Below are 23,915 nucleotides of genomic sequence, written 5' to 3'. Positions count from 1 at the left end.
GAAGGCGCGCCCGATCAGGAGGCAGGCATGCTGCAGCACGACACGCTGTTCATCGGGGGCGACTGGGTGGCCCCCGCGGGCACGGGCACGATCGAGGTGATCTCTCCCCACAGCGAGGAGGTCGTCGGCCGCGTGCCGGACGGCACCGCCGCCGACATGGACCGGGCCGTCGCGGCCGCCAGGGACGCCTTCGACAACGGGCCCTGGCCGCGGATGACGATGGCCGAGCGCGCGGCGATCGTGGGACGGCTGGCGGAGATCTACGAGGCGCGCCAGGCCGAGATGGCGGAGATCATCACGACGGAGATGGGCTCTCCGATCACGTTCTCCCAGCTCGCCCAGGCACCGCAGCCGCTCGGCATGCTCAAGTACTACGCGGGCCTCGGGGCGACGTTCCCCGAGGAGGAGGAGCGGCCCGGCCTGTTCGGCCCGGTGATCGTCCGCCGCGAGCCGGTCGGCGTGGTGGCGGCCGTCGTCCCCTGGAACGTCCCGCAGTTCGTCACCATGACCAAGCTGGCCCCGGCGCTCGTCGCGGGCTGCACCGTGGTGCTCAAGCCCGCTCCCGAGACGCCGCTCGACTCCTACCTGCTCGCCGAGATGATCAAGGACGCCGGCGTCCCCGCCGGGGTCGTCAACATCGTCGCGGCCGGCCGCGAGGCGGGCGAGCACCTGATCTCCCACCCCGGCGTCGACAAGGTCGCCTTCACCGGCTCGACCGCCGCCGGCCGCAGGATCGCGTCGATCTGCGGCGAGCAGCTCAAGCGCTGCACGCTCGAACTCGGCGGCAAGTCGGCCGCGATCATCCTGGACGACTGCGACCTGCCCTCGGCCATGGGCTTCCTGTCGATGGCCTCGCTGATGAACAACGGCCAGGCGTGCGTCGCGCAGACCCGCATCCTCGCCTCCCGCAACCGGTACGACGAGGTCGTCCAGGCCGTCGCCGAGATGGTGACGAGCCAGCAGGTGGGCGACCCCGCCGACCCGGCCACCGGGATCGGGCCGCTGGTGGCCAGGCGGCAGCAGGAGCGGGTCGAGGGCTACATCAGGATTGGCATCGAGGAGGGCGCCAAGCCCGTCGTCGGCGGCCTCGACCGGCCGTACGACCGGGGCTGGTACGTCGCCCCGACCGTCTTCGCCGGGGCCACCAACGACATGCGCATCGCCCGTGAGGAGATCTTCGGCCCGGTGCTGGCGGTGATCCCGTTCGAGGACGAGGCGGACGCGGTGCGGATCGCCAACGACAGCGACTACGGCCTGTCGGGCTCGGTCTGGACCGCCGACACCGACCACGGGATGGACGTCGCCCGCCGGGTGCGCACCGGCACCTACGGCGTCAACATGATGCACACGCTTGACCCGAACACGCCGTTCGGCGGCTTCAAGGCCAGCGGCCTCGGCCGGGAGCTCGGACCCGAGGGCCTGTCGGCCTACCTGGAGACCAAGTCCATCGCCCGCCTGGGCTGAACGCGTCCCGGCGGAACGCGTCCCTCCGGCCCGGTACGGCGTGCGTGCCGTACCGGGCCGGTGAAACCGCCCAGCGCGCCCCCGCGACGCTGGGCCACACCGTGTGAAGGTGTGCGCCGATCCCCAATCGGCGGCGCGGATGGAGGGGTTCCGAATCCGCACAACCCGTATAGACGACCCTTATGGGGTTTTGGTTCGCGAGATCCAGTGACCAATTTTCCGGACCAGGTCAGGGGTCGCCGCCGCCTCCGCGTGGCCGTAGCCGGGCTCGATCCACAACTCCTTCGGCTCGGCGGCGCACTCGTACAACTGGTAGGCGTGCTCGGTGGGGAAGAACGGGTCGCTGTCACCGTGGACGATCAGCAGCGGCGTGGGCGCGACCAGCGCCGCCGCCTCGTACGGCGGGAGCGGGACGGGGTCCCAGCCGCCGCGCGCGATCCTGGTGCGCTTGGCCAGCCGGGCCGCCAGCCGGCCGTGCCAGCGTTCGATCGCCCAGTGGACCTGCCGCATGGGTTTGGTGCCCCGGTAGTACCAGCGGGCCGGGCCGCTCACCGACACCACCCTGTCCACGCCCCGGTGCAGTGCGGCGTGCCGCACGACCACGGCGGCGCCCATCGAGAAGCCGATTGTGGCGATCCGGCGGTAGCCGATGGCGCGGGCGTGCTTGACCGCCGCGTCCACGTCGAGGACCTCCAGGTCACCCACCGTGGACCGGCCGCCGGAGCGGCCGTGCCCGCGGAAGTCGAACGACACCACGCCGCCGAACTTCGACAGGGCGTGCACGATGCGCCGGGTGTCCGGCCCTCTCCACGTGCCGGTGAAGCCGTGCGCGACCACGATTCCCAGATCGAGAGAGCGGTTGGGCGTGTGCGCCGCGTCGATGCGGACACCGTCCGCCGTGCGCAGCATCGCCCCGTAAGCAGCAGCGAGAGCCATGCCCCCGACCTTATTTCCCACCGCTTCACCCCCTGAGCGACGGGGATCTCTCACAGGTCGGCCGTCGAGCGCAGCCGGTCCCAGGCGACCCCCAGCCTGACCTCCTCGTCGTCGAGTGACTCGATCTGGTCCCACTCGGCGTACCGGATCTCGCCGTGCATGCGCCGCACGAGGGCGCCGAGCAGCGACGGCCGCCACAGCCCGGGGCCGCGCTCGTACCCGAAGAGCTGCCCGGCACGCCGCCGGGCGATCAGCAGCCCGGCCAGCCGGAACGCCTGATGGACCTCCGCGAGCAGCGGCCCGTCCTGGACCAGGCGGACGTCCACCGTGTCGCCGGCGACCTCCCCCGACGGCCCGCGGACGGTGCGGCCGAGCAGTCCGCCGAGCCGCATGGTATTGGGCCTGTCCTCCCACCTCTCCCGCACCTGGAGGGTCTTCTCCGGCGCGTCCTGCTCCTCTGTGCCTGCCGCTCCCGGGATCCGGCTGACGACGTTCCTGGTCAGCCAGCGCTCCAGCGCCAGGTCCTGCCGGTGGCCGGCCACCCGTACGGCGCTGCCGATCTCGGTGACCACGCTCATCTCGATGCGGTACGGCCCCGGCCGCTCCTCCCCCCGGAAGAGGCGGTCGGTCTCGGTCATCAGCCATCCCGGCAGGCCGCCCAGCCGCGGGCCGAGCGCCAGCGGCCCGGACAGGATCGCGGTGACGTACGGCCGGTCGCCCGGCTGCACCTCCAGGTCGTCCACCTTGCACAGCAGGCGGTCGTCGCTCTCCCTGATGACCTGCCGGTCGAGCAGGTGCAGGCGGGCGTGCAGCACCCGTGCCGGCTCACTCACCGATCGTTCACCTCCTCGTACCGCGCCGTCACTGTCCCGCCTTCGTCGCGAGCATCAGGGGGATGGCCGCGAGCGCCACGACGAGAAGCAGCACCATGTAGAAACTTCCCAGCACGTTGCTGAATCTGCCGTTGGCCTTCTCCCCCATGTAGTCGGGATCGTTGGCGATCATGAGAACCGGCAGGTAGGTGAGCGGGAGGGCCGCGGCCGAGAAGACCAGCGAATACTCGGTCACCTTGATCGGATCGATGGTGGTGAGGATCAGCGCGGTCGCGACGATCACCGAGGCCAGCACCGTCACGTGGAACCGGGCGGCGCGGCCCGGCACCACGTACTTGCCCCACTGCCAGCCGAAATACTGGCTCAGCGAGTAGCCCGACGACAGGGCGGTCTCCAGCGTCGCGCCGAACGTGGCCGCGAACACCCCGAGGATCACCACCCCGAGCCCGATCTTGCCCAGTCCCTCGGCGACCGGCAGCACCATCTGCCCGAGCGAGTCGGGCTCGGCCTCGACCGGCATGAAGACGGTCGCCGCGCACGCCGCGATCGTCAGCGACAGCGCGCCGCCGAGGGGGAAGCCGACGAACACGTTGGCCCGCGCCGTCACCAGGTCCTTGCGCGTCCACTTCTCCTCGACGCCGCCCGAGGAGAAGAAGAACACCTCGTACGGCGTCATCGCCCCGCCGAGCAGCGCGATCGCGTAGTAGAGGTAGGTCGGCACGCCCTCGTCCTGCGGCGGCCGGACGAGCTGCGTGGTCAGCTCGCCCCAGTCGGGCCCGAGCTGCCACAGCGCGACGATGAACACGACGAGCGCGAGCCCGGCCAGCCCGAAGACGCGCTCCATGGTCTCGAACTTCACCCGCCACATGACCAGCCAGGCGACCAGGGCCACCGGCGGCACCCACAGCAGATAGTTGAGGCCGGTCACCAGCTCGAGCGCGAGCGCCGAGCCGCCGATCTCGGCCGCGAGCGTGAGCACGTTGATGAAGAACGACGCGCCGAGGTTGACCAGCCCGGCGCGCGGGCCCATGCGCTCGCGGACGAGGTCGAAGACGGGCCGCTGCGACACCGCCGCGATCCTGCCGGACATCTCGGCGAAGACGCAGATCCCGATGATGCCGACGACCACCACCCACGAGAGGGACATCCCGAACCTCGACCCCACGACGGCGTTGGCGACCAGGTCGCCGATGTCCACGAAGCCGCCGAAGGCCGTCAGGATGCCGAGCGTGACCGCGACCAGTTTCTTCACTTGTGCTTCTCCGCGAAGTCGCTCAGCTCGCTCGCGAGCCTGTCCAGCTCCCGTACGGCCGCCTCCGGGTCCTTCACCCCGTCGCGGCGCGCCTGGATGAGCAGGTCCTCCACCTCGCTCTCGGCCTTCTCGGTGAGGCGCAGCGCCTCGTCCCTGATCCGGCCGGCGGCGTCCGAGGGCGGCTGCACGCCGCCGAACTGGTCGTTCACGCTGCTCAGGTCCTGCACCGCCTCGGTCAGCACGACCTCGGCGTACGGCCCGGTCATCCGGTCGCGGTACGCGACGGCGGAGCGGGCGAAGCGCACGGCCGAGACGGCCGACTCGGCCGTCTTCCCGGCCTTGAGCGCGTAGTCGTGGTCGTCCCACGCGGGACTGACGCAGGCGGACAGCAGGAGTGCCGTCAGGAGGACGAGCGGCGCCAGCCGGGCCGAGGGGATCATGTGCGCCGCCGCAGCAGGAGGTAGGCGAGGACGAGGATCGGCACGAGCAACTCGGCCCAGGCGATCAGCAGCACGAGACCTTCATCCGTCACAGCCGACCCACCTGCCCGTACGGCACGCATTTAGACAGGATGGAATGCGACTCGCGCCGACGGCGTTGCCATCGAGGGTCCCTTACGGCGGCGGCGTGTGGCGGCGATCGGGATCAACTAAAATGGCTGGGCCGTGTCATGCGGCGGATGTGCGTCTCGCTTCGGTCCCGGGACGCGGACGACACCCCGACGAACCAGAGCGAGAACTTCACTATGCCTATGAACACCCGCGACGACCTGCGGAACATCGCGATCATCGCGCACGTCGACCACGGCAAGACCACGCTGGTCGACGCCATGCTATGGCAGTCCGGCGCGTTCCGGGCCAACCAGGACGTCGACGAGCGCGTCATGGACTCCAACGACCTGGAGCGCGAAAAGGGGATCACCATCCTCGCGAAGAACACCGCGGTCAGGCACGGCGGCATGACCCTGAACATCATCGACACGCCCGGCCACGCCGACTTCGGCGGCGAGGTCGAGCGCGGCCTGTCGATGGTGGACGGCGTGGTGCTGCTGGTGGACGCCTCCGAGGGCCCGCTGCCGCAGACCCGCTTCGTGCTGCGCAAGGCGCTCGCCGCGAAGATGCCGGTGATCCTGTGCATCAACAAGGTGGACCGGCCGGACGCCCGCATCGCCGAGGTCGTCGACGAGGTCTACGAGCTGTTCATCGACCTCGACGCCACCGAGGAGCAGATCGACTTCCCGATCGTGTACGCCTCGGCCAAGGCCGGACGGGCCTCGCTTGAGCGCCCCGCCGACGGCGGCATGCCGGACTCCCCCGACCTCGAGCCGCTGTTCGAGACGATCAAGAACACGATCCCGGCGCCGGTCTACGACCCGTCCGCACCGCTCCAGGCCCACGTCACCAACCTCGACGCCTCCAGCTACCTGGGCCGTATCGCGCTGTGCCGCGTCCACCAGGGCACGATCCGCAAGGGCCAGCAGGTCGCGTGGTGCCGCACCGACGGCAGCGTGCAGCGCGTCAAGATCTCCGAGCTGCTGATGACCGAGGCGCTGGAGCGCAAGCCCGCCGAGGAGGCCGGGCCGGGCGACATCATCGCGATCGCCGGCATCCCGGACATCATGATCGGTGAGACGCTGGCCGACCCCGAGGACCCGCGCCCGCTGCCGCTGATCACGGTCGACGAGCCGGCGATCTCCATGACGATCGGCACGAACACCAGCCCCCTGGTCGGCAAGGTCAAGGGCGCCAAGGTCACCGCCCGCCTCGTGAAGGACCGTCTCGACAAGGAGCTGGTCGGCAACGTCTCGCTGCGCGTGCTGCCCACCGAGAGCCCGGACGCCTGGGAGGTGCAGGGCCGCGGCGAGCTGGCCCTGGCGATCCTCGTGGAGCAGATGCGCCGCGAGGGCTACGAGCTGACCGTCGGCAAGCCGCAGGTCGTGACCAGGGTCGTCGACGGCAAGGTGCACGAGCCGGTCGAGCGCCTCACGGTCGACTGCCCGGAGGAGTACCTCGGCGCCGTCACCCAGCTCCTGGCCGTGCGCAAGGGCCGCATGGAGCACATGACCAACCACGGCACCGGCTGGATCCGCATGGAGTTCCTGGTGCCGGCGCGCGGCCTGATCGGCTTCCGCACCGAGTTCCTCACCGAGACCCGCGGCACCGGCCTCGTGCACCACGTGTTCGAGACGTACGAGCCGTGGTTCGGCGAGCTGCGCACCCGCAACAACGGCTCGCTGGTCGCCGACCGCGCGGGCCAGGTCACCGCGTTCGCGATGCTCAACCTGCAGGAGCGCGGCACGCTGTTCGTCTCCCCCGGCACCGAGGTGTACGAGGGCATGATCATCGGGGAGAACTCCCGCTCCGACGACATGGACGTGAACATCACCAAGGAGAAGAAGCTCACCAACATGCGCTCCTCCACCAGCGAGGAGACCGAGAAGGTGATCCCGCCGCGCGTCCTGTCCCTGGAGCAGGCCCTGGAGTTCATCCGCGACGACGAGTGCGTGGAGATCACCTCGGAGACCGTGCGCATCCGCAAGGTCGTCCTCGACGCGTCCAGCCGTGGCCGCGCCGCCGCCCGCGCCAAGCGCGGCAGCTGATCCCGCCCCGGCCCGCCACGCGGGCCGGGCGCCGAAGCCCTCGCCGGACGATCGGCGGGGGCTTCGGCTTTTGTCAGGAGTCTCCCGTGGGCCAGGTCAGCCGGCCCGCGCGCAGGTCGTCCACGACCGACCGCAGCCAGCGCTCCTCCGCGCCGGCGACCGCGAGCATGTACTCGCTCTCGATGGCGGTGACCCTGGGCAGGTCGCCCGTCTGCGCCGCCAGGGAGGCCTCCAGGCCCGCCCTCGTCTCCGCCAGCCGCTCGGCACGGCGTTCCAGCAGCCGCAGCGCGTCCTCCGGCGGGATCATCATCAGGTGTGACAGTGCCGCGGGGAACTGCGGGAACTCCTGCTTGGGCTCCGCCAGCATCTGGTCCAGCCACTCGCGGGCGACGCGCCGTCCCGCGTCGGTGAGCTCGTACACGGTCCGCTCCGGATAGGCCGGGTCGCGCGAGGTCTCGCGGACCGCGATCAGCCCCTCGCCGTGCAGCCGCTCGATCGTGCGGTAGAGCCCGGCCCGCTGGCTCACGTTGACGACCTGGTCCTTGCCCCACTGCTTGATCAGCCGCTGCACGGCGTACGGGTGCATCGGCTCGTGGTGCAGCAGCGCCAGCACGGTCAGCGCGAGCGGGGAACTGCGGAGGGAAGCGCTCATGTCCCGCATCCTAGCCTCAAGCGAACTAGTTGACGGACAACTAGTTGCAATGTAACTATTCCATTGCGGGCGAACAACGGCTCGCGGCAGACGAGGAGTGGTGAGCATGAGCAAGGTGACCAGCGCATTGGTGATCGGCGGCGGCATCGCCGGGCCCGTGACGGCGCTCGCCCTGGCCAGGGCCGGCATCCGGGCGACCGTGCACGAGGCCCACGACAGCGCCGCGGACGGCGTCGGGGCGATGCTCAGCCTGGCCCCGAACGGGCTCGACGCGCTGCGGATCGTCGGAGCGGACGAGGTGGTGCGGGCAGTGGGGCAGCCCGTCCCCGGCGTGGTGATGGCCGACGGCGCCGGAAACCGGCTCGCCGAGTTCGGCGGATTCCCCGGCCTGCCGCCCACCCTGGCGATGCCGCGCGCCGCCCTCTTCCGGGCCCTGGCCGATCACGCGGTGGCGGCGGGGGTGCGGATCGAATACGGCAGGCGGCTCGTCTCCGCCGAGGAGACCTCCGAGGGAGTGACCGCCACGTTCGCGGACGGCACCACCGCCACCGCCGACGTGCTGATCGGCGCCGACGGCATCCGGTCCACCGTCCGCACGTTGATCGACCCTGGCGCTCCCGGCCCCGAGTACGGCGGGGTCCTCAGCTTCGGCGGCTACGCCCACGACGGCGGCGTACGGGCCGAGCCGGGCGTCATGCACTTCGCCTTCGGCCGCACCTTCATCGGCTACTGGCGACTGCCCGACGGCCGGATCTGCTGGTTCGCGAGCCTGCCCCGCACCGAGCCCCTCACCTACGCCGAGGTCGTCCGTGTTCCCGCCGCCGACTGGCTGGCCCGCCTGCGCGACCTCTACGCCGGTCACGTCCCGGGCGAGAAACTGCTGGCGGGCACCGACCCCGGCGACCTCATGATCACCGGCCCGATGGAGCGCATGCCGTCGGTGCCGCACTGGCACCGCGGCCGCATGGTCCTCGTCGGCGACGCGGCCCACGCCCCGTCGTCCAGCTCCGGGCAGGGCGCCTCGCTGGCGGTGGAGAGCGCCGTCGAACTGGCCCGCTGCCTGCGCGACCTGCCGCTGCACGGAGCTTTCGGGGCTTTCGCGGCGTTCGAGCGTCTGCGCCGCCCTCGGGTGGAGATGGTCGGCGGCGACGCCGCGGCCAAGAACAAGGCCAAGGCGGGCCAGGCCGGCGACCGGCCCGCCATGCCGACCCCCGAGCAGATGTTCGCCCCCGTCCACCTGCACCACATCGACTGGGACGCGCCCGTCATCGCCTAGGCCGGCGGGGCCGCACCGGCAAGAGCCGGTAAACGGCCGGTACGGATGACGTCGTGTGCCGCTCCCCGCCGCGCCCGCCCGTGCTCTGCTGTCGCAGGCAACGAGTGTCTGAGGAGGAGCGACCATGCCCCGCACAACCCCTTTCGCCCTGGCCGCCGGGCTCGCCCTGGGACTCGCCGCCGTGGCCGCCCCGGCCGTGCCGGTGCTGTCCGCCGGCATGGCGGCGGCCTCCGCCGCGCAGACCCGCCCCAGTCAGCCCGCGGGTGAGTCGGCCCGCGAGCCGGCGGGGGAGTCGGCGGGTCAGTCGGCGACCGCCGTCATCAAGAACACCGCCGGGCGCGTCCTCGGCACCGTGCGGGTCGAGCGGTACGACGCGAAGAAGTCGAGGGTCAGCGTCAGCGTGCGGGGGCTCACTCCCGGGTTCCACGGCTTCCATGTCCACGCCGCCGGCGTGTGCGACGCGCGCTCCGTCGACCGGGCGACGGGCAGCGCGTTCTCCAGCGCCGGAAGCCATCTCGGGCCTGGGGAGCACGGCGACGGAGCCGGGGACATGCCGCCGCTGCTGGCGGCCGCCGACGGCACCGCCTCCGCGTCGTTCGTGACCGACAGGTTCACCCTGGAGCAGTTGGGCGACGCCAACGGCAGCGCGTTCATCGTGCACGCCGGGCCGGACAACTTCGCGCACATCCCGGACAGGTACTTCCACCGGCCCGACGCCACCGGCGCCACGGGCCCGGACGCGACCACGCGCAAGACCGGCGACGCCGGTGCCCGGATCGGCTGCGGGGTCGTCAAAGTCCGCGCCTGATCCGGGTCCGTCGCTTCGCGGGCGGCGTCAGGAGATGTGACGGCGCAGCCAGTCGACCAGCGGGACCAGCGCCCGCCAGGTCGAGCGGACCCGGTCGAGCGTCTCGGGGGTGTGCAGCCACGGCTCCGGCTCGAACCGCCGCCCGGCGTGCAGCGTCTTGTGCCGGAGGAGTTCGAGCCGGGGGTGGTCCTCCGCGGTGCCGCGGGGGCGGGTCTTGAGCCGTTCGCCGCCGACCGTCAGATCATCGGGCAGGGCCGCGAGGATCTCCTCCAGCAGGGGTCCCGCGGTGTCGTCGTCCAGGGCCTCGCGGAAGCGTGCCACCTGGTCGCCCGGCATCCACCAGCCCGCCGCCACGTAGAGGCCGTCCGCGTCCACCTGCACGTAGTAGCCGACGCCCTCCACGCCCACTCCGCAGTAGGCCCCTTGATGCGTCTTGTACGGCGACTTGTCCTTGGCGAACCGGACGTCGCGGTGCGGCCGGAACAGGTGGGCCGGTCCGAACTCCGGCTCCAGCTCGTCCATGAGCGCGAGCATCGGCGCCCGGACCCCGGTCTCGTACAACTCCTTGTGGGCCGTCCAGTACGCCTTCGAATTGTCGGCGACGAGGCCCTCGTAGAAGATGAGCGCCTCGTCAGGGAACCCGCTGAAACCCATGCCACCCACCTTCGCACGCCCCACCGACAGTCCCGGGCCCGGGACCGCGCGGACGCGCTCAGCGCCGCCGTCTCGCCGTGCCGAAGATCGTCCTGGTGATCTCCCGGCCGAGCGCGGTCGCGGCGGTGCGGGCCAGCGACCGGAACTCCTTCGAGGCGAGCATCTCTTCGAGCGCCGACTGCCTGGGAGTCTTCGCCGGTCTTTCCGCCGGCCTCTCCGTCGGTCTCTCGGCCGGCGCTTCCTGTTCGGGCTCCTGCTGCCGGGCCAGGCGCGCGGTGAGGATCTCGTACGCCGACTGCCGGTCCACGGCCGTGCCGTACTTCGACAGGAGCGGGGACGCGGCGATGGCCCCCCGCACGACCGCCGGGGCGGACGGCGCCATGAGCGACCGCGGCGCGCGCAGCCGTGTCCAGGTGACCGGCGTCGGCGCCCCGGTCTCGGACAGGACCGTGACGACCGCCTCCCCGATGCCGAGCTCGGTGAGCAGCCGTTCGAGGTCGTAGGAGGAGGCGGGGAACGTCGAGACGGTCGCCTTCAGCGCCTTGGCGTCCTGCGGGGTGAAGGCGCGCAGGGCGTGCTGCACGCGCGCGCCGAGCTGGGCGAGGACGTCGGCCGGCACGTCCTTGGGCGTCTGGGTGACGAAGAAGACCCCGACTCCCTTCGACCTGATCAGCCGCACGGTCTGGGTGATCGACCTGAGGAACGCCTTGGACGCGTCCTCGAACAGCAGGTGCGCCTCGTCGAAGAAGAACACCAGCGACGGCTTGTCGGGGTCGCCCACCTCGGGCAGCGTCTCGAACAGGTCCGCGAGCAGCCACATCAGGAACGTGGAGAACAGCTGCGGCCGGTCCTGCACGGCGGGCAGCTCCAGGACGGAGATCACGCCGCGTCCGTCCGGCGTGGTCCGCAGCAGGTCGTGCACGTCGAACTCGGGCTCGCCGAAGAACGCCTCCGCCCCCTGGGCCTGGAAGTTCACCAGGGCACGCAGGATGACCCCCGCGGTGGACGCCGACAGCCCGCCGATGCCGCTCAGCGCCTCGGGCGTCTCGGTCAGATAGCGGATGACGGCGATCAGGTCCTTGAGGTCCAGCAGCGGCAGCCCGTGTGTGTCGGCGAAGTAGAAGATCAGCCCGAGCGACGACTCCTGGGTCTCGTTGAGTTCGAGCACCCGCGACAGCAGCGTCGGCCCGAACGCGCTCATGGTGGCGCGCAGCGGGATGCCCTCCCCCACGCCGCCGAGGGAGAAGAACTCGGTCGCGCAGCCCTCAGGCGCCCAGTCCTGCCCCACGTCGGCCGCGCGGCGGGCGATCCGGTCGCCAGGCGTCCCCGGCGAGGCCAGTCCGGACAGGTCGCCCTTCACGTCGGCGAGGAACACCGGCACGCCCTGACCGGCGAGCTGCTCGGCCATGAGCTGCAGCGTCTTGGTCTTCCCCGTGCCGGTCGCCCCGGCCACCAGGCCGTGCCGGTTCATCATGCGCACCGGGATGCGGACGCGCTCGGAGGGGTCGGCGGTCCCGTCCTCGCGTACGAGCGCGCCCAGCTCCAGCGCCGGCCCCTCGAAGTCGTAGCCCTTCACCGGTTCGTGTACTTCTTGCCGGGCGTGGCGCTGCCGAGCAGCTCCGAGACGGTCACGTACGTGAAGCCCTTGTGGTCGAGCTCGTCGAGCACAAGGGGCAGCGCCTGCACGGTGGTGGGGTGGATGTCGTGCATGAGCACGATGTCGCCGGGTTTGGCCGCGGCGCTGCGCTGGGCGATCACCGTGGGGTTGCGGTTGAGCCAGTCGAGGGTGTCGACGGCCCACAGGATCTGCGCGAGCCCGGTCTGCTTCGTCTCGTTGTCCACCGCCTGGTTGGTCGCGCCGTACGGCGGGCGCATGAGCCGCATCGTCACGCCGGTCACCTTCCGCACGGCCTCCTGCGTCCGGTCGAGCTCGCGGCGCAGGCCGTCGGACGACAGCCCCGGCAGCGAGGCGTGGTCCCAGGAGTGGTTGCCGATCTCGTGGCCCTCGGCGGCCATCCGCCGGACGAAGTCCCGCGTCTCGCCCGTGATCATCTGCCCGAGGATGAAGAACGTGGCCCGGGCGTGGTGGGCCGCGAGCAGGTCGAGGACGTGCCCGGTGTACTCGGCGGGCCCGTCGTCGAACGTCAGCGCCACGCATTTGTGCTGCCTGCAGTCGACGTGCCGGGGCGGCGGGACCGCGGGCATGCGCGGCCCGGGCGCACCCCGCTGCGTCCCCGCGAGCCGGAAGCGCAGCAGGTCGGCGTCGAAATGCCGCGGCGTGCCGAAGCGCGGATGCGGCGCCGCGGGTCCGGGCCGTTCCCCCGAAACCGGTACGGTCCTGGCCTGGGCACATCCGCCGAGCAGCAGCAACGACAGCAGAACGGATCCGATCCGCATACGACGACCCCCCGGAGCAGGCGGGGGGCCACGAACGCTACGGATAGCCTCCGGCCGCTCCCCCCCGCAGAACCTTTTCCAGCTCCTCCCACCAGGGCGGCACATCCGCTTTGAGCTCGGCGTACCTGCGAGCCACCCGGATGGCGCATCCTCCGGGGTCCGTACCCAGGTGCCGGCACTTCACGGCACCCTCGCGCCAACGGTAAAAGCCCTCACGGAAGGTCACGACCAGGCCTATCCAGACGGAGAGAGTAGCCTCGTCACCGATCTCGTAGGCGTCGGCCACCCCGAGCGCGGCGAGTTCCGCGCGAAGTTTTTCCACCGCGACTCGCGATTCACTCACCGGCCACCGCCCCCTGCACAGCAGACACGCACAAAAAGGGATGTACCCAACCTTGGAGCGGCGCTTGCGGATTCATTCTGTAATCATCGGCTACTAAGCGTCACCACGCAGCCCTTACTGGTCAGTCATGTGCGGATTCTCCGCCATCAGAGGGCTCACGCACGTCGGGCGGCTCGGGTGGCTCGGTGACCACCATCACGAACCGCAGCGGTTCGTCGTGCTCGTTGGCGTACCGGTGCGGCCGGTCGGCGCTGAACACGACGGCGTCGCCGGGGCCCACGACGTGGCTCCTGCCGTACACGGTCAGCGTCAGCCGTCCCTCCAGGACGGTGAGCATCTCGCGGGTGCCGGCGGGGTGCGCGTCGCCGTCGTGGTGCTCGCCCGGCTCCAGCCGCCAGTCCCACAGCTCCAGGATCGCGGGCGCGTCCGTCCCCACGAGCAGGCGGGCCGACCCTCCCCCGGGATGCCGGAACGTCACCACCTCGGACTCGTGCACGACCCGGACGACCGGGGTGTCGGCGACCTCCACCAGCCGCGCGAGGGTCACGCCCAGCGCGTCGGCGATCCGGGTGAGCGTGTTGACGCTCGGGTTGGTGCGGCCCTGCTCGATCTGGATGAGCATGCCGCGGCTCACGTTCGACCTGGCCGCGAGCTCGTCGAGGGTCATCCCCCGGTGGGCCCGCTGGCCTCGTACGTTCGCGGCGATGGCCGCGGCGATCGTCGCAGGATCAGCCATGGGTACAGCGTAGTGATCTCCCACTACAATCCATTGCACTATTGAGGCGATCTCTTGGGGGATCTGTGACGGCGGTGGCCCTCGCTACGGCATGCGCGGTGATCTTCGGCACGGCCGACTTCTTCGGGGGTCTCGCCACCAGGCGGTCGAAGGTGCTGGCCGTCGTCGTGCTCTCCCAGCTCGGCGGCCTGCTGCTGGTCTCCGCCCTCCTCCCGGTGCTGCCGGGCCACGCGAGCACGGCCGCGCTGGCCTGGGGAATGGCCTCCGGGGTCGCCGGCGCCTTCGGCATCGTGCTGTTCTACCGCGGCCTGGCCACCGGCATGATGTCGGTGATCGCCCCGACCACGGCCACGACCGCGATGGCCGTCCCCGTGGTGTTCGGCCTCCTCACCGGCGACCGGCCATCCGCCCTGGCGCTCGTGGGCGTCGCGCTCGGCCTGTTCGCCGTCCTGCTGGTCAGCCGCGAGCCGAACGGCGGGGCGAGCGGCCCGAAGGCCGGGCCGATCCTCGCCGCCCTGGTGTCGGGAGCGGGCTTCGGCGGGTTCTTCGTGCTGCTCAAGCTGGCCCCGGCCGACTCCGGCACGTGGCCGCTGCTGGGGGCGAGGATCGCCTCGATCACGCTGGTCGCGCTGCTGGCCCTCGCGACGCGCAGGAGCCTGCGCCCGGTGCCCGGCAGCCTCACGGTGACGATCACGGCCGGAGTGCTCGACATGGCCGCCAACGTGCTCTATCTCTTCGCGGCGCAGCGGGGGATGCTCACCCTGGTGGCCGTCCTGGTGTCGCTCTATCCGGCGAGCACGCTGCTGCTCGCGCGGTACGTCCTGGGCGAGCGGCTGAGCCCCGTGCAGATCACCGGCGTCGGGTTCGCGCTCGGCGCGATCGCCCTCATCGCCGCCGCCTGAAACCGCCGCCCTAAGCGCCGCCCGAAAGCGGGCCCCAGCCGTGCCCCAGCCCTGCCCCCGCCGTGCCCCCGCCGTGCCCCCGAGCGCGTCCCGGCCCGGGGCCCGCGGGCGCGGGGTTACGTCCCGGCGCTCCTCACGGGCCCGTTCGGGCGCGGGTCAGGCCGCGCAGACCTGCTCGGGGATGCGTACGACGCCCTCCTCGCGGGCGTAGTCCTCCAGCATGCCCCGGAGCTGACGGCGGCCCCGGTGCAGCCTGGACATGACGGTGCCGATCGGAGTGCCCATCCGGTCGGCGATCTCCTTGTACGCGAAGCCCTCGACGTCGGCCAGGTAGACGGCCACCCGGAAGTCCTCCGGCAGGGCCCGCAGGGCGTTCATCACGACACTGTCCGGGATCTGGTCGAGCGCCTCGGTCTCGGCCGAGCGCAGCCCGGTCGACATATGGGACTCGGCTGCGGCCAGCTGCCAGTCCTCGATCTCCTCGGCCGCCGACAGCTTGGGCGAGCGCTGCTTCTTGCGGTAGTCGTTGATGAAGTTGTTGGTGAGGATGCGGTGCAGCCACGCCTTGAGGTTCGTGCCCTCGCGGAACTGGTGGTATGACGTGAACGCCTTCGCGACGGTCTCCTGGACCAGGTCCTCGGCGTCGGCGGGGTTGCGCGTCAGACGCATGGCGGACGCGTAGAGCTGGCTCGTCACCGGCACGACCTCACGCTCGAACCATGCCTGCCGCTGCTCGTCGGTCGAGATCATCTCTTCCCCCTACGGAACTTCTCCCCCGTTACCCGTCCGGCCGGAACACATGCGAGGTCGCTCGTTCATCGTTGTGCCAAGGACATCGTGCCGATTGGGGCCTAAGCACGGTGTTAATGTCGTCCGGCCTGGTCAGCGTCATCGCCGTGAAGACCAGGCCCGCGCGGCCAGGTCACGCGCAAGCCGAACAAGTCTCAGTAGCGTAACACTGGAGCCTCAATCCGGAGTAAAATGTGGCAGATTTCACTCGCCGCCGACACGCACAGGCCGACGAAGGCGGAAAGCCGCGGAAGCTCCGCCTCTTTGGTGCTCATGCCGTGGAGCGTGTCAGAGTGGCGGCATGAACCACCTGGATCGCCACGATCCGGTCACGAGGGCATGGGTGGCCGACGCCATCCAGGCCGTCGAGGCCGACGCCAACCGAAGCTGTGACACTCACCTGCATGTGTTCCCGCTCCCCTCGCACTGGGGTGTCGACCTCTATCTGAAAGACGAGTCGGTGCACCCGACCGGTTCACTCAAGCACCGTCTCGCCCGGTCCCTCTTCCTTTACGGCCTGGCCAACGGCTGGATCGGGCCTGCCACCACGATCATCGAGGCGTCCAGCGGGTCCACCGCCGTGAGTGAGGCGTACTTCGCCCGGCTGCTCGGCCTGCCGTTCATCGCGGTGATCCCGGCGAGCACCTCGCCGGAGAAGCGGGAGATCATCGAGTTCTACGGCGGCAAGTGCCACCTGGTGGACGACCCGAGAGCGATCTACGACGAGTCGCACCGGCTCGCCGCCGAGACCGGCGGGCACTACATGGACCAGTTCACCTACGCCGAACGGGCGACGGACTGGCGGGGCAACAACAACATCGCCGAGAGCGTCTTCCAGCAGATGGCGCTCGAACGGCACCCGGAGCCCGCGTGGATCGTCGTCGGCGCGGGCACCGGCGGCACCTCGGCGACGATCGGCCGCTACATCCGTTACCGCCGCCACCAGACCCGGCTGTGCGTGGCCGATCCCGAGGGCTCGGCGTTCTATCCGTCCTGGATCTCGGGCGAGGATCACGGCGGCGCCGGATCGCGGATCGAGGGCATCGGCCGGCCGCGGGTCGAGCCGTCGTTCCTGCCGACGGTCATCGACCGGATGACCCAGGTGCCGGACGCCCTGTCGATCGCGGCCATGCACTGGGTCAGGGAGGTCACCCGCAGGGAGGTCGGCGGCTCGACCGGCACCAACATCGCCGCGGCGGTGCAGATCATCCGGGAGATGCGGGAGCGGGGCGAGCGCGGCAGCGTGGTCACGCTGATCTGCGACGGCGCCGAGCGCTACCGCGACACCTACGGCGACCCGCGCTGGCTGTCGGAGCGGGGCATCGACATCGCGCCCCACCTCGAAGAGCTGCGCGCCTTCCTCCGGAGCTGACGGGTGGCGGGCCGGGGAATCCCGGCCCGCCACGGTGTTCCTTGCGTTCTCGTGTCAGTCGCCGAGCAGGGCGTCGACGAAGACCTCGGGGTCGAACGGCGCGAGGTCGTCCGGCCCCTCGCCGAGACCCACCAGCTTCACGGGCACGCCCAGCTCACGCTGCACCGAGATCACGATGCCGCCCTTGGCCGTGCCGTCCAGCTTGGTCAGCGCGATGCCGGTCACGTTGACCACCTCGGCGAAGACCTGCGCCTGGCGCATGCCGTTCTGCCCGGTGGTCGCGTCGAGGACGAGGAGCACCTCGTCCACCGCCGCCTTCTTCTCGATGACCCGCTTGACCTTGCCCAGCTCGTCCATGAGGCCGGTCTTGGTGTGCAGCCGTCCCGCGGTGTCGATGATGACGGTGTCCGCCTTGTCCTCGATCCCCTTGGCCACGGCGTCGAACGCCACGGACGCCGGGTCGCCGCCCTCCGGGCCGCGCACCACGCCCGCGCCGACGCGGTCACCCCACGTCTGGAGCTGGTCGGTGGCCGCCGCGCGGAAGGTGTCGGCGGCGCCGAGCACGACCTTCCTGCCGTCGCCGACCAGGACCCGGGCGAGCTTGCCCGAGGTCGTGGTCTTGCCGGTGCCGTTGACGCCGACGACGAGGACGACGGCCGGCCGCTCCCCGTGCGGCTGGGTGTGCAGGGTCCTGTCGAGGTCCGGCGCGACCTGCGTCAGCAGTTCCTCGCGCAGCAGCTTGCGCACCTCATCGGGGGTGCGGGTGCCGAGCACCTTCACCTTCGTCCGCAGTTCCTCCACCATCACACGGGTGGGGGCCACGCCGACGTCGGCCGTGATCAGAGTCTCCTCGATCTCGTCCCAGACCTCGTCGTCGAGCCGGTCCCGCGACAGCAGTTCGAGCAGGCCCCGGCCGAGGACGTTCTGCGAACGGGCGAGCCTGCCGCGCAGCCGCACCATCCGGCCGGCCGAGGGCGGCGGGACCTCGATCTCGGGAGCCTTGATCAGCTCTTCGATCGGAGGGGCGGGCGGCGGCAGTGTGGTCGTCGTGCCGCCGTCCTCTTCGCCCAGCCCCGTCTTCGCGGGCTCCTCCACAACGGGAGCCTTCGGCTCGGGCGGGGCCGGCGGGGCGGGCGGCAGGTCCTTCGCCTTCGGCCGGAACAGCAGCCACAGGCCACCCACCGCCAATATGGCGACGATGGCCACGATCACGATGATGCCGAGGTAACCGTCCACACCATGCAGTTTCCCAGATGACCCGCATTACTCCAGCCAGGGGCGAAGTCCTCAGACCTTCTCGCGGAGGCGCTGGCTGACGACCTGGGTGACGCCGTCGCCGCGCATCGACACGCCGTACAGCGCGTCGGCGATCTCCATCGTGCGCTTCTGGTGCGTGATCACGATGAGCTGTGAGGTCTGTCTCAGTTCCTCGAACAGGGTGAGCAGCCGCTGGGTGTTGGTGTCGTCGAGCGCCGCCTCGACCTCGTCCATCACGTAGAACGGCGACGGGCGGGCCTTGAAGATCGAGACGAGGAACGCGACCGCCGTCAGCGACCGCTCGCCGCCGGACAGCAGCGACAGGCGCTTGACCTTCTTGCCGGGCGGCCTGGCCTCGACCTCGACGCCCGTCGTCAGCATGTCCTCCGGGTCGGTCAGCAGCAGGCGGCCCTCCCCGCCGGGGAAGACCCGCTGGAAGATCTCCCCGAACTCGCGCGCCACGTCCTCGAACGCCGCCGCGAAGACCTGCTCGACCCGGTCGTCGACCTCCTTGACCACGAGCAGCAGGTCGCGCCTGGTCTTCTTCAGGTCCTCGAGCTGCGAGGTGAGGAAGGCGTGCCGCTCCTCAAGGGCGGCGAACTCCTCCAGCGCCAGCGGGTTGACCTTGCCGAGCTGGGTCATCTGCCGTTCGGCCGTCCTGGCCCGCTTCTCCTGCTCCTCCCGCACGTACGGCACCGGCGGGTCGCCGGGCACCGGCACGCTCGGCCCGTATTCGGCGATCAGTGGTTCGAGCTCGATGCCGTACTCCTCCAGGGCACGCTGCTCCATCTGCTCCAGGCGCAGCCGCCGCTCCGTCCTGGCCATCTCGCTGCCGTGGACCCGGTTGACCAGGGCGTCCAGCTCGGAGCTGAGCTCACGTACGCGCAGGCGCACCTGCTTGAGCTCGGCGTCGATCTGCCCGCGCGCCCGCTCGGCCTCGTCGCGCTCCTCGGCGGCCCGCGCGAGCGAGCCCTCCAGGGCGCCCAGGGCGGCACGCGCGCCGTCGGCCACCGCCGCGGCGATCTCCGCCTGCCTGCGGCGGCGCTCCCGGTCGGCCGCGGCCTGGGCCCGGTCCTGCCGCTCGCGCTGGGCCGCGCGCAGCAGGCCGTCGGCGCGGCCCGCGATGCCCCGCACCCGCTCCTCGGCCGTACGGACGGTCAGCCGGGCCTCCATCTCGGCCTGCCGGGTGACGCCGCAGGCGGCCGCCAGCTCGTCGCGGGTGTCGGTGGTCGGCTCCGCCTCCAGCTCGGCGGCGTACTCGGCCTCGGCCAGCTGCTCCTCCAGCTCCACGACCGCGGCCTGCGCCTGCTCGCGCGCCTCCTGGGCGTCCACCACGGACCGGCTCAGCCGGGCGGCCTCGTCCTGGGCGGCCTTGACGGCGGCCTCCAGCCGGGCGAGCTGCTTGGCCGCCGCCGCGGCCCGCTGGTCGGCCTCCCGCTGCCTGCCACGCAGGCGGTCGAGCCCGGCCTGCGCCGCGTTCAGCCCGTTCTGCGCGGCGTTGACGCCGCTCTGGGCGGCGCTCACGCCGCTCTGCGCCTCCGTGACGCGTGCCTGCGCCGCCTCCAGCGCGAGCTGGGACTCCCGCTCGGCGGTCACGGCCCCGGCCAGCGCCTCCGCGTGCCGTTCGGCCTCGGCCCTGGCGGTGGCGAGGTCGGCGGCGGCCTCGTCCAGGGCCGTGCGCATCTGCAGCAGGGAGGAGCCGCCGCCCGAGCCGCCGTGCGCGGCATGGACACCGAGCAGGTCGCCGGACGTCGTGACGGCCCGCAGCTCCGGATGGGCGTCCACGACCTTGCGCGCGGTGAGCAGGTCGGGCACCACGACCACGTCGGACAGCAGCGCCTCCACGGCGGGGCGCAGCTCGTCCGCCACGGTCACCAGGTCGGCGGCCCATTCGGCACCCGCGACGGGCACCTCCTGCCGCCTGCCGGCGCTCTGCCGGTCGCCTGCGATCAGGAGGGCGGCGCGGCCGGCGTCGGCCTCGCGCAGGTGCTCGACGGCGGCCACGGCGGCGGTGAGCGAGGCGACGGCCACGCCGTCCACGGCCAGCACGGCCGCGACGGCCGCCTCCGCCCCCGGGCGTACGGCGAGCAGCGTGGCGATCGGGCCGAGCAGGCCGGGCAGACCGGCGCCGAGCAGCGCGGCGGCCCCGTCCGCTCCCCCGGCCAGGCTCATCTCCAGGGCCTCGCACCGCGCCTGGAGAGCGGCGACCGTGCGCTGTGACTCCTGGTCGGCCGCTCGGGCCGTGCTCACGGCGGCCTTGGCGGCGGCGAGCGCGTCCCTGGGCGCGGCCAGGTCGGCTCGCGCCCGCTCCACGACGGCCTCGGCCTGCTCGGCCACGGCCCTGGCCTCCTCCACCGCGGCGCGGGCGAGGTCCACGCCCTCCTGCGCGGCCTCCAGCTCGGCCGCGAGCTCGGGATCGGCCGGCGGCTCGTCGAGCGCCTGCGCGTCGAGCTCGTCCTGGGCCTGCTCCGCGCGCCGGGTGGCGTCCTCGACGGCCTTGGTGAGCCTGCCGATCTCGTCTCCGGCGGCCCTGGCCCGGCTCCTGGCCGACTCGACCTGGCCGCGGAGGCGGGCCAGGGCCTCGCGGCGGTCGGCCGCGGCGCGGGCGGCAACAGTAAGGCGCCGCTCCTCGGCGGCCAGCGCCTCCTCTGCCTCCGCGCGGACCTCGACGGCGGCCTCGAGCCGCTCGCGCGCCTCGTCCAGCTCCTCCGCCAGCACCCGCTCCTGCTCCCGCACCTCGGCGGCCTCGCGCTCCAGGTCCTCCGGGTCGCGCCCGCGCCGTTCGACGGACGCGGCGTCCGCGGCGTGCCGCCGCCGTTCGGCCGCGAGGCTCTCCACGCCGCGCAGCCGCTCCCGCAGGGCGGAAAGGCGGTAGAAGGTCTCCTGCGCGGCCTTGAGGCGCGGCTGGGCCTCGTTCTCTGCCGCCTCCAGCTCGGCCTCCCGCCGCTGGCCCTCGGCCAGCTGCGCCTCGACCTGGGCGCGCCGCGCCTGTACGGCCGCCTCGTCGGCCTCCTCCCGCTGCAGCGTGTCGCGGAGGATGATCACGTCGTCGGCGAGCAGCCGCAGCCGCGCGTCACGCAGGTCGGCCTGGATGACGGCCGCCTTGCGGGCGATCTCGGCCTGCCGGCCCAATGGTTTGAGCTGGCGGCGCAGCTCGGCCACGAGGTCCTGGACGCGGTTCAGGTTGGCCTGCATCGCGTCGAGCTTGCGGAGGGCCTTCTCCTTGCGTTTGCGGTGCTTGAGTACGCCCGCGGCCTCCTCGATGAACGCCCGGCGCTCCTCCGGACCCGCGTGCAGCACCTGGTCGAGCTGGCCCTGGCCGACGATGACGTGCATCTCCCGGCCGATGCCGGAGTCGGACAGCAGCTCCTGGATGTCGAGCAGGCGGCAGGTGTCGCCGTTGATGGCGTACTCGCTCTGGCCGGACCGGAACATCAGCCGGCTGATCGTCACCTCGGTGTAGTCGATCGGGAGCGCGCCGTCGGTGTTGTCGATCGTCAGCGTGACCTCGGCGCGGCCGAGGGGCGGGCGGCTGGAGGTGCCCGCGAAGATCACGTCCTCCATTTTGCCGCCGCGCAGCGACTTGGCGCTGTGCTCGCCCATCACCCACGCGAGGGCGTCCACGACGTTGGACTTGCCGGAGCCGTTGGGGCCCACCACGGCGGTGATGCCCGGCTCGAAGCGGAGGGTGGTGGCCGAGGCGAAGGACTTGAAGCCGCGTAAGGTGAGCGTCTTCAGGTACACGTCCGCCCCCCTCGGTGCCGCCTGGCGTTCGGGGGGAAAGACTACAGCTCCCAAGGCCCGGGTACGCGGGGATAGGCACCGGCGGCCCGCCTGGGAATGAATGCGGGTAAGGCAAGCCGGGCGGTTCGCCCATCCCGCCCACGGCCCGTTTATTTATGATCAGTTAGCCGTCGAATCAATTGCCGGGGAACGACGGCGGAAATGGCAAGGGACGCCTTTGCGGGGCGTCCCTACAATCCTTTCCCGTTTCCTGCCGGTCCTCAGGTGAGAGCCGGCTCGCGATCCTGCAGCCGGACCAGGGCCTCGTCACGAGTTTGCGCCGCGAGCGCGTCGTTCTGGGCCTGGAGCCGGGTGAGTTCTGCCTCGAGGTCGCGGATGCGCTGCTGGAGACGGCGCATTTCCGAGATCATCCGAGGGTCAGGACCGCCGACGTGGCCGAGTAGAGCCTTCGCCATAGTAAAGGGTCCTCCACGCTGAGTGACCAGACTGGTTCGCGCACTTCATGCCGCGGGAGGGGTGCGCGTGGTTCCTCTCAAGAGTCGCACCGGCAATGGAGACGGTCAAGTTGAACGCTCCGCACAGACGTGCCGGTGGGCACTCTCGCTAGATAAATATACCGGATTTGAGGGGTTTGAGGGAAGCCCTACCTCTCGACAAACCCGGCGATACCTCTCTTCGCATCGCTCCAGCGCTCGACCACCCCCTCAACGCGGCCGGGCGTGTCTCCGGTGCGTAACAACGACAGGAGCCTCTCGCACGACTCCCTCGGGCCCTCGGCGACGACCTCGACCCTCCCGTCGGCCAGGTTCGAGGCCCACCCGACGAGCCCGAGCTCCAGTGCGCGGGCACGGGTCCACCAGCGGAACCCCACACCCTGCACCCGTCCCCGGACCCATGCCGTCAACCGAACCACGCCTACAAGTATCCAGATCGACTTCGGCCGCCACAGCGGGGGGTGCCGGGTGTCGCTCAGGGCGACGCGACGGGACGAAGAGCGGCGGGAGGGGCGCTAAGGGCGGGCGTTGCTCGGACGGGGCTGGCACTTCGGGCAGCTGTAGGAGGACCTGTTCATGAACGCCTCCCGCCGGATGGGCGACCCGCAGCGGCGGCAGGGCTCGTCCCGCCTGCCGTACACGGCGAGCGAGCGGTCGAAGTAGCCGCTCTCGCCGTTGACGTTCACGTAGAGGCTGTCGAAGGACGTGCCGCCCTGCCCCAGCGCCTCGGTCATGACCGCGCGGACCGCCGCCAGCAGCTCGGCGATCTTCGGCCGGGTCAGCGTCTCCGTCGGCCGCGCCCAGTGCAGGCGCGCGCGCCACAAGGCCTCGTCCGCGTAGATGTTGCCCACCCCGCTGATCAGCGACTGGTCGAGCAGCGCCCGCTTGATCCCCGTACGGCGCAGCCGCAGCCGCACGGCGAACTCCGCGTCGTCGAAGGCGTCCTCCAGCGGGTCGGCGGCGATGTGCGCGATCGGCTCGGGCACCGGCCGCCCTCGCCCGGCGGCCATGGGCGCCACCAGGAGGTGCCCGAAGGTGCGCTGGTCGACGAAGCGTAACTCCAGGCCGCCGTCGGTGAAGCCCACGCGCACACGCAGGTGCTTCTCGATGGGCGACAGCGGGTCCACGACGAGAAGCTGGCCGCTCATGCCGAGATGGGCGATCAGCGCCTCACCGGGCTCCTCCTCGCCGGAGGCGCCGTCCCGCAGGGGCAGCCACAGGTATTTGCCGCGCCGCTCGGCCGACGCCAGCGTGCGGCCCTTGAGCTGGGCGGGCAGCTCGCCGACGTTGCGGCGGACCGCCCGGGGGTGCAGGACCTCGGCCGCGGCCACCGTCCGGCCGGCGACCCAGCTCTCCAGGCCCCTGCGGACGACCTCGACCTCGGGCAGTTCGGGCATGCGCCGTCTC

The 23,915-nt window shown here is 71.6% G+C and carries 22 protein-coding genes; 6 read left to right on the top strand and 16 right to left on the bottom strand.

Annotation, left to right across the window (positions count from 1 at the left end; genetic code table 11):
- Window positions 1-27 precede the first annotated feature (27 nt).
- Window positions 28-1,464, top strand: coding sequence for an aldehyde dehydrogenase (locus FLW16_RS23435; protein ID WP_142562255.1), 1,437 nt, complete (start codon window positions 28-30; stop codon window positions 1,462-1,464).
- Between the two features lie 180 nt (window positions 1,465-1,644).
- Here the strand turns inward: FLW16_RS23435 and FLW16_RS23430 are convergent, their stop codons facing one another.
- Genes FLW16_RS23430 through FLW16_RS23415 form a run of 4 tightly spaced genes read right to left on the bottom strand, consistent with a single transcriptional unit; the run spans window position 1,645 to window position 4,925 of the window.
- Entirely contained in the window at window positions 1,645-2,400 is a 756-nt protein-coding gene (locus tag FLW16_RS23430; protein ID WP_260615494.1) for an alpha/beta hydrolase, read from the bottom strand.
- 50 nt (window positions 2,401-2,450) lie between these two features.
- A complete protein-coding gene (locus FLW16_RS23425; protein WP_142562254.1) occupies window positions 2,451-3,233 on the bottom strand; it encodes a hypothetical protein in 783 nt (260 codons plus the stop codon).
- 28 nt (window positions 3,234-3,261) lie between these two features.
- Complete coding sequence (locus tag FLW16_RS23420; protein WP_142562253.1) at window positions 3,262-4,485, bottom strand: NRAMP family divalent metal transporter; 1,224 nt, start codon at window positions 4,483-4,485, stop codon at window positions 3,262-3,264.
- Window positions 4,482-4,925 (bottom strand): hypothetical protein, encoded by a 444-nt coding sequence (locus tag FLW16_RS23415; RefSeq protein ID WP_142562252.1) that lies wholly within the window; start codon window positions 4,923-4,925, stop codon window positions 4,482-4,484. The genes FLW16_RS23420 and FLW16_RS23415 overlap by 4 nt, the downstream gene beginning before the upstream one ends.
- A gap of 305 nt (window positions 4,926-5,230) precedes the next feature.
- Here FLW16_RS23415 and typA point away from each other — a divergent pair, with 305 nt between their 5' ends.
- Window positions 5,231-7,084: a translational GTPase TypA gene (typA, locus tag FLW16_RS23410; protein WP_142562251.1), complete on the top strand. Its 1,854-nt coding sequence runs from the start codon at window positions 5,231-5,233 to the stop codon at window positions 7,082-7,084.
- 73 nt (window positions 7,085-7,157) lie between these two features.
- On the opposite strand, the gene FLW16_RS23405 is transcribed toward typA, so the two are convergent.
- Window positions 7,158-7,736 carry a PadR family transcriptional regulator gene (locus FLW16_RS23405; RefSeq protein WP_142562250.1) on the bottom strand — a complete coding sequence of 193 codons (579 nt, stop codon included), beginning with the start codon at window positions 7,734-7,736 and terminating at the stop codon, window positions 7,158-7,160.
- Between the two features lie 106 nt (window positions 7,737-7,842).
- On the opposite strand from FLW16_RS23405, the gene FLW16_RS23400 reads away from it, so the two are divergent.
- Both FLW16_RS23400 and FLW16_RS23395 read left to right on the top strand, forming a co-directional pair.
- Window positions 7,843-9,012 (top strand): FAD-dependent monooxygenase, encoded by a 1,170-nt coding sequence (locus FLW16_RS23400; RefSeq protein WP_142562249.1) that lies wholly within the window; start codon window positions 7,843-7,845, stop codon window positions 9,010-9,012.
- Window positions 9,013-9,136: 124 nt separating this feature from the next.
- On the top strand, window positions 9,137-9,820 hold the full coding sequence (locus tag FLW16_RS23395; protein ID WP_142562248.1) for a superoxide dismutase family protein: 684 nt from the start codon (window positions 9,137-9,139) through the stop codon (window positions 9,818-9,820).
- Between the two features lie 27 nt (window positions 9,821-9,847).
- Here the strand turns inward: FLW16_RS23395 and FLW16_RS23390 are convergent, their stop codons facing one another.
- The 5 genes from FLW16_RS23390 to FLW16_RS23375 all read right to left on the bottom strand — a co-directional run bounded on the left by FLW16_RS23390 (window position 9,848) and on the right by FLW16_RS23375 (window position 13,950).
- Complete coding sequence (locus tag FLW16_RS23390; protein WP_142562247.1) at window positions 9,848-10,474, bottom strand: DUF2461 domain-containing protein; 627 nt, start codon at window positions 10,472-10,474, stop codon at window positions 9,848-9,850.
- 58 nt (window positions 10,475-10,532) lie between these two features.
- A complete protein-coding gene (locus FLW16_RS23385) occupies window positions 10,533-12,050 on the bottom strand; it encodes a helicase HerA-like domain-containing protein (protein ID WP_221891232.1) in 1,518 nt (505 codons plus the stop codon).
- Entirely contained in the window at window positions 12,047-12,871 is an 825-nt protein-coding gene (locus FLW16_RS44585) for a polysaccharide deacetylase family protein (RefSeq protein ID WP_221891231.1), read from the bottom strand. The genes FLW16_RS23385 and FLW16_RS44585 overlap by 4 nt, the downstream gene beginning before the upstream one ends.
- A gap of 37 nt (window positions 12,872-12,908) precedes the next feature.
- The gene (locus FLW16_RS23380; RefSeq protein ID WP_231513742.1) at window positions 12,909-13,193 is read right to left on the bottom strand and encodes a hypothetical protein; all 285 of its coding nucleotides are present in this window, start codon (window positions 13,191-13,193) and stop codon (window positions 12,909-12,911) included.
- A gap of 142 nt (window positions 13,194-13,335) precedes the next feature.
- Entirely contained in the window at window positions 13,336-13,950 is a 615-nt protein-coding gene (locus FLW16_RS23375) for a helix-turn-helix domain-containing protein (protein ID WP_142562245.1), read from the bottom strand.
- 98 nt (window positions 13,951-14,048) lie between these two features.
- Here FLW16_RS23375 and FLW16_RS23370 point away from each other — a divergent pair, with 98 nt between their 5' ends.
- Complete coding sequence (locus FLW16_RS23370) at window positions 14,049-14,852, top strand: DMT family transporter (protein ID WP_260615493.1); 804 nt, start codon at window positions 14,049-14,051, stop codon at window positions 14,850-14,852.
- A gap of 156 nt (window positions 14,853-15,008) precedes the next feature.
- Here the strand turns inward: FLW16_RS23370 and FLW16_RS23365 are convergent, their stop codons facing one another.
- A complete protein-coding gene (locus FLW16_RS23365; protein WP_142562243.1) occupies window positions 15,009-15,602 on the bottom strand; it encodes a sigma-70 family RNA polymerase sigma factor in 594 nt (197 codons plus the stop codon).
- A gap of 340 nt (window positions 15,603-15,942) precedes the next feature.
- Between FLW16_RS23365 and FLW16_RS23360 the strand changes: the two genes are divergently transcribed.
- Window positions 15,943-17,013, top strand: coding sequence for a PLP-dependent cysteine synthase family protein (locus FLW16_RS23360; protein ID WP_142562242.1), 1,071 nt, complete (start codon window positions 15,943-15,945; stop codon window positions 17,011-17,013).
- 54 nt (window positions 17,014-17,067) lie between these two features.
- On the opposite strand, the gene ftsY is transcribed toward FLW16_RS23360, so the two are convergent.
- The 5 genes from ftsY to mutM form a co-directional block, all read right to left on the bottom strand.
- Window positions 17,068-18,249 (bottom strand): signal recognition particle-docking protein FtsY, encoded by a 1,182-nt coding sequence (gene ftsY, locus FLW16_RS23355; RefSeq protein WP_142562241.1) that lies wholly within the window; start codon window positions 18,247-18,249, stop codon window positions 17,068-17,070.
- 51 nt (window positions 18,250-18,300) lie between these two features.
- Window positions 18,301-22,014, bottom strand: coding sequence for an AAA family ATPase (locus FLW16_RS23350; protein WP_142562240.1), 3,714 nt, complete (start codon window positions 22,012-22,014; stop codon window positions 18,301-18,303).
- Window positions 22,015-22,274: 260 nt separating this feature from the next.
- Window positions 22,275-22,469 (bottom strand): hypothetical protein, encoded by a 195-nt coding sequence (locus FLW16_RS23345; protein WP_036331364.1) that lies wholly within the window; start codon window positions 22,467-22,469, stop codon window positions 22,275-22,277.
- Window positions 22,470-22,657: 188 nt separating this feature from the next.
- Window positions 22,658-22,927 (bottom strand): acylphosphatase, encoded by a 270-nt coding sequence (locus tag FLW16_RS23340; RefSeq protein ID WP_182899574.1) that lies wholly within the window; start codon window positions 22,925-22,927, stop codon window positions 22,658-22,660.
- Window positions 22,928-23,023: 96 nt separating this feature from the next.
- The gene (gene mutM, locus FLW16_RS23335) at window positions 23,024-23,905 is read right to left on the bottom strand and encodes a bifunctional DNA-formamidopyrimidine glycosylase/DNA-(apurinic or apyrimidinic site) lyase (RefSeq protein WP_142562239.1); all 882 of its coding nucleotides are present in this window, start codon (window positions 23,903-23,905) and stop codon (window positions 23,024-23,026) included.
- Window positions 23,906-23,915: the final 10 nt, after the last annotated feature.

Source organism: Microbispora sp. KK1-11 (assembly GCF_006874435.1).
GTDB lineage: Bacteria > Actinomycetota > Actinomycetes > Streptosporangiales > Streptosporangiaceae > Microbispora > Microbispora catharanthi.
This window is presented reverse-complemented; position numbering and strand designations above follow the sequence as displayed.

Excerpts from the sequence above, each read along its gene's own strand:
- FLW16_RS23435 (WP_142562255.1), top strand. The coding sequence starts at position 28 with ATGCTGCAGCACGACACGCTGTTCATCGGGGGCGACTGGGTGGCCCCC.
- FLW16_RS23430 (WP_260615494.1), bottom strand. The coding sequence starts at position 2,400 with ATGGCTCTCGCTGCTGCTTACGGGGCGATGCTGCGCACGGCGGACGGT.
- FLW16_RS23415 (WP_142562252.1), bottom strand. The coding sequence starts at position 4,925 with ATGATCCCCTCGGCCCGGCTGGCGCCGCTCGTCCTCCTGACGGCACTC.
- typA (WP_142562251.1), top strand. The coding sequence starts at position 5,231 with ATGCCTATGAACACCCGCGACGACCTGCGGAACATCGCGATCATCGCG.
- FLW16_RS23405 (WP_142562250.1), bottom strand. The coding sequence starts at position 7,736 with ATGAGCGCTTCCCTCCGCAGTTCCCCGCTCGCGCTGACCGTGCTGGCG.
- FLW16_RS23400 (WP_142562249.1), top strand. The coding sequence starts at position 7,843 with ATGAGCAAGGTGACCAGCGCATTGGTGATCGGCGGCGGCATCGCCGGG.
- FLW16_RS23395 (WP_142562248.1), top strand. The coding sequence starts at position 9,137 with ATGCCCCGCACAACCCCTTTCGCCCTGGCCGCCGGGCTCGCCCTGGGA.
- FLW16_RS23390 (WP_142562247.1), bottom strand. The coding sequence starts at position 10,474 with ATGGGTTTCAGCGGGTTCCCTGACGAGGCGCTCATCTTCTACGAGGGC.
- FLW16_RS44585 (WP_221891231.1), bottom strand. The coding sequence starts at position 12,871 with ATGCGGATCGGATCCGTTCTGCTGTCGTTGCTGCTGCTCGGCGGATGT.
- FLW16_RS23375 (WP_142562245.1), bottom strand. The coding sequence starts at position 13,950 with ATGGCTGATCCTGCGACGATCGCCGCGGCCATCGCCGCGAACGTACGA.
- FLW16_RS23365 (WP_142562243.1), bottom strand. The coding sequence starts at position 15,602 with ATGATCTCGACCGACGAGCAGCGGCAGGCATGGTTCGAGCGTGAGGTC.
- FLW16_RS23360 (WP_142562242.1), top strand. The coding sequence starts at position 15,943 with ATGAACCACCTGGATCGCCACGATCCGGTCACGAGGGCATGGGTGGCC.
- FLW16_RS23345 (WP_036331364.1), bottom strand. The coding sequence starts at position 22,469 with ATGGCGAAGGCTCTACTCGGCCACGTCGGCGGTCCTGACCCTCGGATG.
- mutM (WP_142562239.1), bottom strand. The coding sequence starts at position 23,905 with ATGCCCGAACTGCCCGAGGTCGAGGTCGTCCGCAGGGGCCTGGAGAGC.